The following is a 13,859-nucleotide window of genomic DNA, read 5'->3' as shown; positions in this document are numbered from 1 at the left end:
TTCCCGAATAAATCTCCTTGTATCGACTTATTAGCTCAGAGGTTCTTTTCTTTACCTAACCACTTATCCCCTTTCACCATCTAGGACTCGCTTTTAGCTTTTTAGATAAATACTCTTCTCTTCAACACATTTTTAAGACTAATATTCTAATTAAGGACATTCTATCCTATTCTAACTACTTTGTCAAATTTTTTAAATATTTAATATGTGTAATATATGATTTCTGTATTCTGTAAACTTCTTATCTGTCCTATCTCTTGGATAGTCCATATCTATATTTACAATTTCTCTTATCTGTCCTGGTCGTGGTTTCATAACTATAACTTTATTTGACATATAGATAGCTTCATCTATGTCATGGGTTACCATAATCATCATTGTATTATTCTCACCCCATAGTTTTAAAAGCTCATCTTGCATATTCATTCTTGTAAATGCATCTAAAGCTCCGAGCGGTTCATCAAGCAAAAATACTTTTGGCTCGTTTATCATAGTTCTAATAAGAGCTACTCTTTGTGCCATACCTCCTGATAGGTGATGAGGATATGCATCTTTAAATTCTATTAAGCCAACTTTTTCTAAAAGCTCATCTACTTTTTCATAATCAGGATTATTTTTTAATTTTCCAGAAAAAGCTACATTTTCTTTTACTGTAAGCCATGGAAATAGAGTTGGTTTTTGAAAAACCATACCTCTATTGCTATCTGTACCCTTTACTTCTTGCCCATTTAATTTTATAGACCCACTTGTAGGCTCTATTAGACCTGCAATTAATCTTAAAATTGTAGACTTACCACAACCAGATGGTCCCACTATAGATACAAACTCACCATCATTTATCGTAAAACTAACATCTTTTAAGGCATGAGTTACCATTTGCGAATCAGGACTTATAAATTCTTTATTAATATCTTTAAAAACTAATTCACTCATTAATTAACCATTCCTTCTTGCCATATTAGGGCTCTATCTCTAAGTTTTCTCAAAACCCAGTTTACAAATAAAAATGTCAAACAAATTATAATAATTGCACCATACATACTAGCATATTCTGCCCAAGACTTTTTCCAATTGATATACCAACCAAGTCCTGACTCAACTCCCATCATTTCTGCAATTAAAAGTGAAGTACAAGCTGAGCTCATACCTGCAGTTAAACCTTGAAAAATATTTGGAAGTGCAGATGGTATGGCAATTTTTCTTACCAATTGATGTTCGCTAGCACCTAGAGTTCTTGCCGCTTCATAATAGCTTTTATCTACACTTCTTATACCTGTCATGGTAGCCAAAGTTACAGAAAACCAAACACCAAGGGCAATTATAAATATAGCTCCTTTAAAGAGTGTAGTTGCTAAAACCATTACTACAGGTAGCCATGTTGTAGTTGGGATTGGTCCTAAAATTTTCATAAAAGGTTCTACCCAGTAGGATACTTTTTTTGAATATCCACATAAAATACCTGTAATTAGACCGAGTATGCTTCCTATTAGATAGCCTGTAAATAATAATTTTAATGAAGAAAGTGTAGATTCCATAATATAGTCACTATCTTTTACAATTGCATTAAAAATCATATCTACATATGGAAAATATGGCAGTCTTAGTTTTTCTGTTTTAAGGGTTAGTACATCAAGAATAATTAATATTACCATAATCAAACTATAAAATGGTGCCTTAAATATTAATTTTTCTCTTAAATTTTTATTTTTTATAGATATTAAAAGGCTTAAAACATAAATCCCTATTAATATCCACAAAAATCCATTATAAAAATTTGTTTGCTTAGCCATGGGTCTATTATTTGGCACATAAATATACTCAAAAACTGCTGCAAGACCCATAATTAATGGCAATAGCAATCTAAAAATATTTCTTGCCTTATTATTTTTTTTAGAAACAGAAACTTGCTCATCAAGTTTGTCATATCCTTGATGAGCATTTTCCTTTATATCTTTTTTTTCATTCATAACTTTAAAATTTTCTATTTGATATCGCTATCTTTTAATCCTAAACTATTCCAGTAATTAGAAATGAAATCTTCAGTTTTCACATCTGAGTCGATAATACCAAGCTTTCTATAGTCATCTACAACTCCTTCTAGTGTATCTTCTGTTTCATCTAATGAAACTGCCCAATTATAAGAATCCATCATTTTAACAACTGTATCAAAGTCTCCACTTGCCCAGTTATTATCGAATAAGATTTTAGCTGCATCTTCTACGTTATCTTCCATCCATTTTTGAGTTGATAATACTGCTTCGTTGTAAGCTTTTGCCATAAGTGGATTTTCTCTTACAAAATCACCATTAAGTGCATTTACACAACAAGCTTCGTCTTTGAAATCATCATCAAATGATAGTGATCTGATCATTTTGATTGTTCCATCTTGAACAAATTTATCTGCATATTCATCTGAAAGGATTGCTCCTGCTAGTTCACCGCTTTCCATTGATTGAACTATAGCAGACATTTCTACTTGTTTGTAATTAACTTCATCAGGCTTTATACCATCTTTATCAAAGAATCTTATAGCAATATTGTGGTCTGCACTACCGATTGATCCTGGGAATCCTACAGTTTTTCCTTTTAATCCTTCAGTATCATTAATTTCTCCGTTATCTAATACATATAAAGATTTACAACCTGTGTGAGCACCTGATGCAAATACCATATCAACACCATTTATTGTTGGTGGTACGAATTTTGCAATGTGTCCTACTGTAGCATCTGCTGTGTGAGTACCAATTGAGTCTACATCACTTTCTACATTAACAAATTCTACTTCAAGTCCTCTTTTTTTAAATTCTCCACGAACATCTGCAATTCCTGGGGCACCTGTACAAACTCCCCCATTATAAGCTACTTTTATTGGTTCGCCATAGTGTGGTTCATCTTCCATTTTGCCAGTAGTTTCTACATCATTATCTTCATCTTTGTTATCATTTGCTTCTTTGTCCGCTTCTTTTTCAACTGTTTGTGAATCTTTATCATTTACATTTTCAGCTGAAGTATCAGTTTTTTCATCTCCTGCTGGCATTTCTGCTTGTGTATCGTCTTTTTTTGTTTCTTGGTTATCATTTACACATGCAGTAAAAGATAAAGCCATTGCTAAAGTTAATGCTATTTTTTTAAAATTATTCATTTCTTTCTCCTAATATGTAGTAATTATCAGTTTTTTTGCACAAAAAAACCTGTAAAAAATTTTTACAGGGATGTCTCTTTTAACTTTGTAATCTTTAAAGCTTTTTACTTATAGATTAGTAAAAAAGAGCACACTTTCCCTATTAAGAAAGCAAACTTTCTTTATCAGCCTAAAGTGTGTACTAAGGAATAAATCCTATCTTTAGACAATCTATAGTAAAAATATATCTTATTAATTTATAGCAAGTGTACTTAACTACCCATAAAGGCAATTTTGCTAACAATTAAATATATTACTTATGATATTTAAACATATAAGCAAGTTTTTGTCAATCGATTTTATTGACACGAAAAAATAAACATAAAAAACAGAGGGATTTCCCTCTGTTTTCATTTTCATGTATTAGATAAATAATCCTGCAAATACTACAGAAACTATTGTCATTAGTTTGATAAGGATATTTAGTGATGGTCCTGATGTATCTTTAAATGGATCACCTACTGTATCCCCTACTACTGCTGCTTTGTGAGCATCAGATCCTTTACCACCTTCTACACCAGATTCGATGTATTTTTTAGCATTATCCCAAGCACCACCAGCGTTTGACATAAAGATTGCCATCATTACACCAGCTACAAGAGCTCCTGCTAATAATCCACCTAAAGCATAAGGTCCAAGGATTAATCCTACTGCGATTGGAACTATTATTGCAAGTATTCCTGGAATAATCATTTCTTTTAGTGATGCTGTTGTAGAAATGTTTATGCAGTTAGCATAGTCTGGTTCTTTTTCACCAGCTAAGATTTTCTCATCTGATTTAAACTGTCTTCTAACTTCTTCGATCATTTGGCTTGCTGCTTTTCCTACTGAGTTCATTGTCAATGCTGAGAATAGGAATGGTAGCATACCACCGATAAACATACCTGCTACTACTTTGCTATCTAAAATTGATATTTCTTCTAGATTAATTGATTCTGAATAAGTAATAAATAATGAAAGTGCAGTAAGTGCTGCAGATCCAATCGCAAATCCTTTACCGATGGCTGCTGTTGTATTACCAATAGAATCTAGTCCATCTGTAATATCACGAACTTTTTCTGGTAGATAGCTCATTTCTGCAATACCACCAGCGTTGTCTGTTATAGGACCGTAAGCATCCACTGTTACTGTTGTTCCTGTAATTGAAAGCATACCTACTGCTGCAAGAGCAATACCATATACTCCCATTAGGTTAAAGGCAACTATGATTGCAATAGCAATAACAAGGATTGGGAATACAGTCGATAACATTCCTGTTGAAAGACCAGCAATAATGTTTGTAGCAACACCTGTTGATGATTCTTTTGTAATGTATTTTACGTGTTTATATTTATCTGAAGTATAAACCTCTGTTAATAAACCTATTAAGATACCTGCTATAAGTCCAGTGATTACTGCAAATGCTGCACTGTAGCTATCAAAGTATTTGTTTGATAATATTAATGAACCGATTAATACTATAGCGCCTGAAATGTATAGGGTATTCATTAATGCCTTTTGTGGGTTAGCATGTTTTCCAGCTAAGAATATGATTGATGCAAGTATTGATGCAGCAATACCTATAGCTGCTAAGAATAATGTAAATTGTAATCCTGCTTGTTCAAAGTAAACTGTACCAAGTGTCATAGCTGAAATGATAGCTCCAGAATAAGATTCGAATAAATCAGCTCCCATGCCAGCAACGTCCCCAACATTATCTCCTACATTATCAGCAATAACTGCAGGGTTTCTTGGGTCATCTTCTGGGATTCCTGCTTCTACTTTACCTACAAGATCAGCACCAAGGTCAGCAGCTTTTGTGTAGATACCACCACCAACTCTAGCAAAAAGTGCAACTGATGAAGCACCTAGTGAATATCCCATAAGGATAGTTGGGTCTTTATAGTAAAGGTAGGTTAAAATAATTCCTATAAATCCAAGACCTGTTACAGCCATACCCATTACAGATCCACCTGAAAATGCTACTTTTAGAGCACCATCTTCTCCATCTTCATAAGCTTGGTTTGCACATCTAACATTAGAAGCAGTAGAAACTTTCATTCCTATATAACCTGCTAGCATAGAAAGAATAGAGCCTAGTAGATAACAAAGCATAATCTTAACGTTTAAAAATATTGCTAATAAAATTGCTACTATAACGACAAAAATTGCAATGTATTTGTACTCTCTTTTTAGAAATGTCATTGCACCATCTCTGATATAGCTTGAGATTTGTAGCATACGATCATTACCAGCTGATAATGGATTAATCTTTTTTGTGATTGTAATAATCATAAAAAGAATTGCTAGTATTGCTACTATTAAAGATAAAATCTCTACAGACATATGTCCTCCTTATATAGTTTTTTATATTTATATTGTAATATTAATTTCAGATATTACAATTATAAATCAAATTAAAGAATTTTTTATAATAAAAGGACGCCAAAGAGATGCAAGTCTGCATTAACTTTTAGCGTCCTATTTATCGCTTATTGAATTTGTTTGTATATTTATTGTCTAATTATTAATTTTCTTCATATGGTAATAATGCAACTTGGCGAGCACGTTTAATAGCACGTGTTACTTCTCTTTGGTGTTTTGCATTAAGACCTGTTACTCTTCTTGGTAAGATTTTTCCTCTATCAGAAATAAATCTTTTTAAAGTTTCAGTATCTTTGTAATCAATCACTTTTGATGGATCTTTTACAAATGGATCAACTTTTTTTCTTGGTCTAAATCTTCTATTTTGAGCCATGATATTCCTTTCTTAGTATTTTAGAACGGAATCCTTCCATCATCTTCTATTTCAGTGAAATCATCATCAAAGAAATCATCATTACTATCAAAGCCAGCTTGGTTTTGATTATATGAGTTATTGTTATAAGAATTGTTGTTTTGATAACCAGTTTGTGAGTAATTATCGTTACCATAATCTTGGTTATCGCCATAATTTTGATTATAGTTTGAAGAACCTTGATTATCTGAACGAGATCCTAAAAACTCTACATTATCTGCAACAATATCTGTAGTATAGACTGTTTTGCCAGTTTCTCTGTCTTGGTAAGATCCTGTTTGGATTCTACCTTCAACAGCACATTGACTTCCTTTTCTTAAATATCTTTCACAATTAACAGCTTGAGGACCCCATACATTTATGCGAATGAAATCAGCTGTTGGACGATTTTGAGATTCTGCTTCTTGTTTCTTTTCTCTACTCATACGTCTATCTACGGCTAGAGTAAAGTTTGCAACTGATTGGTTTGATTGAGTATATCTTAGTTCCGGATCGCGTACTAGTCTTCCTATAAGTGTTACTCGATTCATTGATTAGTCCTCTTTTCTGATAACCATGTATCTGATTATGAAATCTGAAAGTCTAAGTCTTCTTTCAAATTCGCTGATATGATCTGGTTGTGACTTAAAGTTTACGATATAGTAATAACCTTCTTTAAGATCATTAATTTCGTAAGCTAATCTTCTTTTGCCCCAGTCATCTACATCAGTTACTTCACCATTTTCAGAAATAATTGTTTTAAATCTTTCTAATAGTGCAGTTCTATCTGCATCTTGCATATCAGCTTTGAAAATTAAAACTGCTTCGTAGTTATTCATATTTTTCACCTCCCTATGGTCTATGACCCCGTTAATTTCTCGCGGAGTAGAGTGTTTACTGATACATTTTACTACTATTAGTCGTTTAAGTCAATATTTACTTTCAGATACTTTTTTCCCATTCTTTGCATATATTTCTAGCAGCAAGCCTTGGATCATCAGCTTGTGAAATGGCTGATATTAGAAAAAATCCATCTACGCCTGTATCAGCTAAATCTTTAAGATCAAATATTTTTACTCCACCACCTAAGACCACTGGTATATTTGATGATTCTTTTAATATTTTTATCTCCTCAAAACTTCTTGTTATTATTTCTCCATTATCATCTAATCCACAATCTGGTTTTGAAGTAGAAGGTCTAAGAGGACCTGCACCAAAATAGTCAATATCTGTAGTATCTTTAGCTTTTACATAATCAATTAAATCTTCAGTTCTTGCTGATAGACCTATAACGGAATCTTCACCTAAATATTTTCTACAAACTTCTACAGGTATATCTGTTTGTCCAACATGGATGCCATCTACTTTTGCTCCTAGTTCACGAGCTGCAAGAACTATATCTAATCTATCATTTACTACAAGTGATACTTGATCTTCTTTGTTTAATTTTTTAATAATGTCTGATGTTTTTACACAAAGATCTATCAGTTCTCTAGCACTTGCTACTTTTGATCTAATTTGTATAAAGGTAAATCCTTCTTCTATTACAGCTTCTATTATTTTTTCTACATTACGGTCTAGGGTATTTTCAGGACCTGCAATAAAATATTTACTTATATCAAAATTATTTCTATTATACATCTAATTCCTCAATTTCAAATTTATTATTTGCAATATCTTCACTACTTAAATTATACAAACAATCTAGGAATTCACTTTCAAAACTACCTGGTCCGTTAGCTTTCTTGCTTGCAATTTTTCCTGCTAGATTATAAATTTGACTTGCTGTAACAGCTGCTGTTAGAGAATCTGTTACACATTCATAAATCGCACATACTCCTGCTAGTGAGCAACCAGCCCCAGTAATATTTTCCATCATTTCTGATCCTCCATATGAGTGAACTATGACTTTGCCATCTGTAATTAAGTCTACTTTCCCAGAAACTACTACTACTCCTCCAGTGTAGCTAGCTATGGCAATGGCTGCATCTTTTGCTTCTTCTACTTCATCTTCTGCCTCTACACCTCTTATTTTTGTCTTACTGTTACTAGCTAATCCCCACATTTCTGCTATGGTAAGTATTTCTGTTGAATTTGCCCTAATTATAGTAGGAGTTTTATCTTTAAAATAATCTATAGCTTGGCTTCTCATTTGACCAAGTCCCGCCGCAACAGGATCTAGAACCCATTTATGATTATTTTCATGTAAATAATCAGATAAAGGTTCTAAAGTGTCCATATAAAAATCAAACATAGTGCCTAAGTTTACATAAAAGGATTGAGAAATGGATGCTATAGCCTCAGCTTCATCTGCTAAATAAACCATTGCAGCTGCGCCTCCTACTGCAAGTTGTGCATTTGCCACAAAATTTACTGTTACAGTATTGGTAATAGAAGGTGCCATCGGCTTAGTTTTTCTTACATCTTCTACTGCTTTTGTTATGCCTTGTTTTAATTCTTGTTCATCCATTTACTGTTTCTCCTCTACACTATAAATGGCATTTGCTATTGCACGGCTCATAGCATTTGCCGCCATTATTCCGACTACATTTAAATCTGCTTTGACTTCGTTTGTAGCAAGGGCAAAAACTGTATCTCCATCAAAAGCTGTATGGACTGGATTTATAGATCTTGCAAATCCGTCATGAGTCATTTGGGCTATTTTTTTAAGTTTAGTTTTATCAAAACTTGCATTTGTTGATACTATGCCTATAGTTGTATTTTTGTTTGCTATTTCAGAAAATCCTGACATTATATTTGCCATTTGATCAGTCGTTTTCATCATTTTCCCATCGGCTATAGGTCCTGCAATTTGCTTTCCTTTTTCATAATCAAAAATATCTCCAAAGGCATTTACTGCTACTATAGCGCTTACTTTTAAATCCCCTTCAATTATTGTAGCAGAACCAAGACCGGACTTCATTGAAGCTTCCATACCTAAAATTTTCCCAACACTTGCACCAGCTCCTGCTCCTATAATCCCTTGGCTATTTTCACTTGTACTTGCATTTTTGTAAGCTTTTATGCCCATATTCCTATCTGGTCTTATCTTTGGATTTTTATAGGCTAGGTCAAATAAAACTGCCTGGCATACTATTGGCACCTTGCAAACTCCTACATCTAGACCCAAACCATCTTTTTCTAAAGCTTCCATTACTCCACTTGCTGCATCAAGTCCATAAGCTGATCCTCCGCTTAAAATAAGAGCATTTACACTTTCTACTGTATTTATTGGGTCCAATAAATCCGTTTCCCTTGTTCCTGGAGCTGAACCTCTTACTTCTACAGAACAAGTATTATTTACTGGTGGAATTAAAACTGTAAGTCCAGTTCCACCTTCATAATTTTGAGCATGACCAACTTTTATACCATCTATATCTGTAATATATCCTTTATACATATTTCTCCTTAAAAAAAGACCTCCATTGGGAGGTCAAAAGATTAATGGGCAACATCTTCATTTCTGTATTTATCCATCATTTGACCAAAAACTTCGGAACTTGATGGTGGTGTATAAGAAATAGCATTAGCACCTGCATATATAGTTTCTAAAATGCTTTCACCAGTTTTGCCACCGGTTGCAATAATCGGGAATTTATCTCCAATATCTTTTCTTATTTCTTTAACTACATCTGCAGTATATCTACCTCCTGATACATTTAAAATCTCAGCTCCTGCTTGGATTTTACCTATGTAATCATCTTTTAATGTAGTAACAGTTGCTATAACTGGCACATCAATAAAATTTGCAATCTCTTTTATATCTTTATTTGGCATTGGTGAGTTTACTACCACACCATATGCACCAGAAAGTTCTGCATCTATTGCTACATATTTTGATCTAAGTCCTTGAGTAGTCCCACCTCCAACACCTATAAAGCATGGAACATTTGCTACATCTAAAATCGCACTTGATATAGTGCTTTGAGGAGTATATGGATATACTGCCATGATGCTATCAGCGTTTGAATTTCTTATGATTGCTAAATCTGTTGTAAAAAGCAATGATTTTATTCTTTTCTCAAATATCATTATTCCAGACGCCTTATATACTTCTTCTGGCACCTTTACAAAAGATTTTCTGAGCTTTGAGTGCACCAATGGTATGTTTTTTTCTTTTTTTCCGCTCATAAAGCCCTCCTATTTTTCACTTTCTATTCTTACCCGCTATAAGCTTTATCAATCTTTGTTAAAAATATCTCTAGTATATACTTTTTCTTTTACATCTAATAATTCTTGATCAAGTCTATTTGCAACTATGATGTCAGATTTTTTAAATTCTGCTAAATCATTGACTACTCTTAGTCCTTCAAAGTAATCTTCATCCAAATTTGGTTCGTAGATTTGGACCTTAGTTTTGTCTTTAATATTATTTATAACGTCAAAAATAGCTGATTTTCTAAAGTTATCTGAGTCTTTTTTCATTATAAGCCTATATATACCAACTGTTTTTGGGGCATTTCTTAAAATCCTATCACTTATATAAGTTTTTCTAATTTTATTGGCATCAATCACAGCTTTAAACATAGCATTTGGTACATTTTCAAAGTTTGCATATAGTTGCTTGCTATCTTTTGGCAAGCAATATCCACCATAGCCAAATGAAGGATTATTATAATAATTTCCTATCCTAGGATCTGCAGAAACTCCCATAATTATATCTTTTGTTGATAGACCTTTCATTTCTGCAAAAGTATCCAGTTCATTAAAATAAGAAACTCTCATAGCTAGATAAGTATTTGCAAAAAGTTTTACTGCCTCAGCTTCTGTAGAATCCATATATAAAACCTCTGTATCATTTAAAGATTCTTTTTTATAAAGATTAGCTATATTTTTGCCTATATCTGTCTTATCGCCAACAATTATCCTAGAAGGATTTAAACTATCAGCTAAGGCTTTACCTTCTCTTAAAAATTCTGGAGAAAATATAATATTTTGGCAGGCAAATTTTTCCCTTTGTCCTTTTGTATAGCCTACAGGTATCGTAGATTTTATTAATATTGGCAAATCTTCATTATCATTTTTTATATTTGTTATTACATCATCTACAAAGCTTGTATCAAAATATCTGGTATTTTCATCATAATTTGTAGGTACTGCAATAATTGCTAGATCACTATCTAATAAATGATCCTCATAGTTTTTTGTAGCTATTAAATCTAAATCTTTATTATTTAAATAATCAATAATCATTTCGTCATTTAGGGGAGATTTTCTTTGATTTATCAGATTTATTTTTTCTTCATCTGTTTCTATCCCTATGACTTCGTTTGATTGGCTAAGTAAAATAGCATTTGCTAGTCCCACATAGCCTAATCCAAAAACTAAAATTTTCATAAACTCTCCTTAAAATAGTTAAGATTATTTTACAAGAAAAGTTAATTTTTACAATAAAAAAAGCCTGATAAAAACCAAGCTTTTATTTTTTTGTTAGGCTCTATTAAATACTTCTCTATTTAATTTATCCTCACTTGCTGCTACTATAAGTGCTGATGAGTTTGCAGCTGTTACATTTGTAGCTGTTCTGCCCATATCTGCAAGTGTAGAAATTGGAGCAAGAAGTACTACCATTTCTAGTGGCAATCCCATAGCTGCAAATAATGCTGTTGTTGTAATTGTAGCTGTTCCTGGTACTCCTACTGTTCCTAGGGAAACTAAAAGAGCAATTAAAACTAATTTTACATAATCTCCTGCTCCCCAGCCAAGTCCCATCATATTTGCAACAAAAATCGCGTTCATTACTGGCCAAAATCCTGCACAGCCAGGCATGCCCATGGTTGCTCCAAGTGGAGCTGTAAATGAAGCTATTTCTTCAGCAACACCTTGTTTTTCCGTAAGATTTTCAACATTAGCAGGAATAGCTCCCATTGATGATTGAGTTGTAAAGCCAATCATTGTTACTGGCCATACCTTTTTGAAATACGCTATAGGATTTACTTTTGCAAATGAAGAAACAAGGATACCTGTTCCAAGGAAAGTGTGGATTACTGATGCTACATAATTTAATACCAAAATTAATATAAATGGTGTAATAGCTGTAGAATCCACTCTACCAACAGCATTTGTCATTAAAGCAAGCACTGCATATGGAGTTAAGCTTGTAATCATACTTGTTAATTTAAAAATAACTTCTGCAAAAGAATTTATAAATTCAGAAAAAGGACGAACAGTTTCTTCTTTGCCAGATTCAATTAATTTTAAAGTAGCAACACCAACTAAAACGGAAAATATAATAATCGGTACAACTTGACCTTCAGCTGCATTTGAAACTATATTTGAAGGGAAGAAGTTAGTAATAGTTTCACTAACAGTTGGCACTTCCTTAACTTCTGAATCTACTGGTACATCAAAATGTACACCTTGACCAATTTTAAAAGCAACTGCTAGAATAAGACCTACAATAGAACCCATTACATTGTGCAAACTTAAAATTCCAATTGATTTTAGACCAACTGATCTAAGTTTTGTAAGAGAACCAGTATTTAACATAGTTCTTATAATAGTAGTTAGAAGTAGCGGTATAACCATTGCGTATAGCAAGTTTACATAAATACTGCCAAAAACAGATACATATTCGGTATTGCCTTTAAAAATAAATCCTAAAATAAGACCTACAATAGTACCTGTTATTACTCTGCCACCAAATGAAATACCACGCTTTTTCATTTGATAGAGTACATAAAACAATACTAGGGTCACTAGTACAGCAACAAATTGCATATATTCCTCCTGATTTGTATATATTTTATCTATCAGATATTATTTTAACACTTTAGCATAAAATATACAATATTTTTATATAATATTTCACTTATATAATATATTTATAAATCATTTTATAAAGGCTATAAATTCATAAGGTCTAAGTAATAAATTTTTAACTATTTTTCTTCTACCATAATTGCCAAGTAAATAGTGAAAATCATTTCTATCTATAAAATGAAATCTAATATCAGCAAGAATTTCCTTTTGAGTAAAATTTGCGAATACAATAATTTTCTTATTTTTAAAAGTTCTTATAAAGGCGAATATATCAGGATCTTTATCAAAAATTTCCCTGTATTTTCCTTCTATAATGGTCTCTTTTTGGATTTTTATTTTAATAAGTTTTTGATAAAATTCAAAAGTTTTATTAGTTTGATCTAAAACTTTATAATCATTGCTGTAGTTTGAAGATGAAAATATACCTAGCTCCTCAAAATCTTTTAAAATAATCGCTCCCTTTAAAAGAAAACTTACTCCTGCAAGTAAAGAGCTAGTTAAAAACGGGAAATTTTTATTATTTGTAAAATTTTTTAAATTATTATCTGTAGTATATATTTGATTTATATTTCTATCCTGTATAGCTGATAAGCATTTTTTGCTATCTAAAAAATCATTTTGATTGTCAATTAAGTTTTTATTAAAAATATATGAGAATAATCCACTCTTTCCATGGGATAAGTAATTTTGATAGTTCAAATCATCCGAATCCACTTCAACAATAGAAGTTATTTCATTCGTAGCCAGTATATTTTTGCTCATTTCTCTTAGATAAAAACTTGAATTCTCAAAAAATAAATCTTCAAAATTACTAAAGTAAAGTCCACTTATATCATGTTTTTTCAAATAGTTAATAAATTGATAAAAAGACTTGCGTATTTTAGGATCATTCCAAGCCAAATCCTCTTCTTTAGTGTCCAGTAGTAAGCTAGATATTTTTTTCATATCTATTTTTACAAATAATTTTATGCTCCTATCTGCAAGTAAAAAGTTTATATATAGAACTTTTTCTATAATTTCTTCATCTAATTTTATAAATGGATCTAGCAAAATAGCATTTATACCAAGTTTTTTATAATATGTAATTTTATTTATAATATCTATTTGATTTTCTTTATAAACTACTAAATCTCCCATATTTGCCCTCTAAAGTATATTATA

14 protein-coding genes and 1 other annotated feature (1 of these 15 running past the window's edge) are annotated in these 13,859 nt (G+C 31.9%); all 14 genes read right to left on the bottom strand.

Annotated features, from left to right (window positions below; genetic code table 11):
* Positions 1–134: a binding site (T-box leader), on the bottom strand; it reaches 97 nt to the left of the window's first position.
* A 58-nt stretch (positions 135–192) separates the two neighbouring features.
* Positions 193–933: an ABC transporter ATP-binding protein gene (locus DY249_RS01245; RefSeq protein ID WP_115594908.1), complete on the bottom strand. Its 741-nt coding sequence runs from the start codon at positions 931–933 to the stop codon at positions 193–195.
* Positions 933–1,967: an ABC transporter permease gene (locus DY249_RS01240; RefSeq protein WP_115594907.1), complete on the bottom strand. Its 1,035-nt coding sequence runs from the start codon at positions 1,965–1,967 to the stop codon at positions 933–935. Before DY249_RS01240 ends, DY249_RS01245 begins: the two co-directional genes overlap by 1 nt.
* A 14-nt stretch (positions 1,968–1,981) precedes the next feature.
* Positions 1,982–3,142, bottom strand: a complete 1,161-nt coding sequence (locus DY249_RS01235; RefSeq protein ID WP_101540935.1) for an ABC transporter substrate-binding protein — start codon at positions 3,140–3,142, stop codon at positions 1,982–1,984.
* Positions 3,143–3,544: 402 nt separating this feature from the next.
* Positions 3,545–5,506 carry a sodium-translocating pyrophosphatase gene (locus DY249_RS01230; protein WP_115594906.1) on the bottom strand — a complete coding sequence of 654 codons (1,962 nt, stop codon included), beginning with the start codon at positions 5,504–5,506 and terminating at the stop codon, positions 3,545–3,547.
* Positions 5,507–5,687: 181 nt separating this feature from the next.
* The gene (gene rpsR, locus DY249_RS01225; RefSeq protein WP_044567459.1) at positions 5,688–5,918 is read right to left on the bottom strand and encodes a 30S ribosomal protein S18; all 231 of its coding nucleotides are present in this window, start codon (positions 5,916–5,918) and stop codon (positions 5,688–5,690) included.
* 20 nt (positions 5,919–5,938) lie between these two features.
* Entirely contained in the window at positions 5,939–6,487 is a 549-nt protein-coding gene (locus DY249_RS01220) for a single-stranded DNA-binding protein (RefSeq protein WP_115594905.1), read from the bottom strand.
* Between the two features lie 3 nt (positions 6,488–6,490).
* Complete coding sequence (rpsF, locus tag DY249_RS01215; RefSeq protein ID WP_101540939.1) at positions 6,491–6,775, bottom strand: 30S ribosomal protein S6; 285 nt, start codon at positions 6,773–6,775, stop codon at positions 6,491–6,493.
* A gap of 103 nt (positions 6,776–6,878) precedes the next feature.
* Positions 6,879–7,577: a thiamine phosphate synthase gene (locus tag DY249_RS01210; RefSeq protein WP_115594904.1), complete on the bottom strand. Its 699-nt coding sequence runs from the start codon at positions 7,575–7,577 to the stop codon at positions 6,879–6,881.
* Positions 7,570–8,406 carry a hydroxyethylthiazole kinase gene (thiM, locus tag DY249_RS01205; RefSeq protein WP_115594903.1) on the bottom strand — a complete coding sequence of 279 codons (837 nt, stop codon included), beginning with the start codon at positions 8,404–8,406 and terminating at the stop codon, positions 7,570–7,572. The genes DY249_RS01210 and thiM overlap by 8 nt, the downstream gene beginning before the upstream one ends.
* On the bottom strand, positions 8,407–9,336 hold the full coding sequence (locus DY249_RS01200) for a P1 family peptidase (protein ID WP_115594902.1): 930 nt from the start codon (positions 9,334–9,336) through the stop codon (positions 8,407–8,409). It lies immediately after the preceding gene.
* Positions 9,337–9,377: 41 nt separating this feature from the next.
* On the bottom strand, positions 9,378–10,067 hold the full coding sequence (locus tag DY249_RS01195) for a beta/alpha barrel domain-containing protein (protein WP_115594901.1): 690 nt from the start codon (positions 10,065–10,067) through the stop codon (positions 9,378–9,380).
* Between the two features lie 48 nt (positions 10,068–10,115).
* Positions 10,116–11,273 (bottom strand): nucleotide sugar dehydrogenase, encoded by a 1,158-nt coding sequence (locus tag DY249_RS01190; RefSeq protein ID WP_115594900.1) that lies wholly within the window; start codon positions 11,271–11,273, stop codon positions 10,116–10,118.
* Between the two features lie 93 nt (positions 11,274–11,366).
* Positions 11,367–12,656 (bottom strand): dicarboxylate/amino acid:cation symporter, encoded by a 1,290-nt coding sequence (locus DY249_RS01185; protein ID WP_115594899.1) that lies wholly within the window; start codon positions 12,654–12,656, stop codon positions 11,367–11,369.
* A gap of 111 nt (positions 12,657–12,767) precedes the next feature.
* On the bottom strand, positions 12,768–13,835 hold the full coding sequence (locus DY249_RS01180) for a hypothetical protein (protein ID WP_115594898.1): 1,068 nt from the start codon (positions 13,833–13,835) through the stop codon (positions 12,768–12,770).
* Positions 13,836–13,859: the final 24 nt, after the last annotated feature.

Origin of the sequence: Anaerococcus octavius, assembly GCF_900445265.1 — a bacterium.
GTDB classification, from domain to species: Bacteria; Bacillota; Clostridia; order Tissierellales; family Peptoniphilaceae; genus Anaerococcus; species Anaerococcus octavius.
This window is presented reverse-complemented; position numbering and strand designations above follow the sequence as displayed.

Bases quoted from the DNA above. Each gene is read 5' to 3' on its own strand.
- thiM (WP_115594903.1), bottom strand. From the start codon at position 8,406: ATGGATGAACAAGAATTAAAACAAGGCATAACAAAAGCAGTAGAAGAT.
- DY249_RS01180 (WP_115594898.1), bottom strand. From the start codon at position 13,835: ATGGGAGATTTAGTAGTTTATAAAGAAAATCAAATAGATATTATAAAT.
- DY249_RS01185 (WP_115594899.1), bottom strand. From the start codon at position 12,656: ATGCAATTTGTTGCTGTACTAGTGACCCTAGTATTGTTTTATGTACTC.
- DY249_RS01210 (WP_115594904.1), bottom strand. From the start codon at position 7,577: ATGTATAATAGAAATAATTTTGATATAAGTAAATATTTTATTGCAGGT.
- DY249_RS01200 (WP_115594902.1), bottom strand. From the start codon at position 9,336: ATGTATAAAGGATATATTACAGATATAGATGGTATAAAAGTTGGTCAT.
- DY249_RS01220 (WP_115594905.1), bottom strand. From the start codon at position 6,487: ATGAATCGAGTAACACTTATAGGAAGACTAGTACGCGATCCGGAACTA.
- rpsF (WP_101540939.1), bottom strand. From the start codon at position 6,775: ATGAATAACTACGAAGCAGTTTTAATTTTCAAAGCTGATATGCAAGAT.
- DY249_RS01245 (WP_115594908.1), bottom strand. From the start codon at position 933: ATGAGTGAATTAGTTTTTAAAGATATTAATAAAGAATTTATAAGTCCT.
- DY249_RS01230 (WP_115594906.1), bottom strand. From the start codon at position 5,506: ATGTCTGTAGAGATTTTATCTTTAATAGTAGCAATACTAGCAATTCTT.
- DY249_RS01235 (WP_101540935.1), bottom strand. From the start codon at position 3,142: ATGAATAATTTTAAAAAAATAGCATTAACTTTAGCAATGGCTTTATCT.
- rpsR (WP_044567459.1), bottom strand. From the start codon at position 5,918: ATGGCTCAAAATAGAAGATTTAGACCAAGAAAAAAAGTTGATCCATTT.
- DY249_RS01240 (WP_115594907.1), bottom strand. From the start codon at position 1,967: ATGAATGAAAAAAAAGATATAAAGGAAAATGCTCATCAAGGATATGAC.
- DY249_RS01195 (WP_115594901.1), bottom strand. From the start codon at position 10,067: ATGAGCGGAAAAAAAGAAAAAAACATACCATTGGTGCACTCAAAGCTC.
- DY249_RS01190 (WP_115594900.1), bottom strand. From the start codon at position 11,273: ATGAAAATTTTAGTTTTTGGATTAGGCTATGTGGGACTAGCAAATGCT.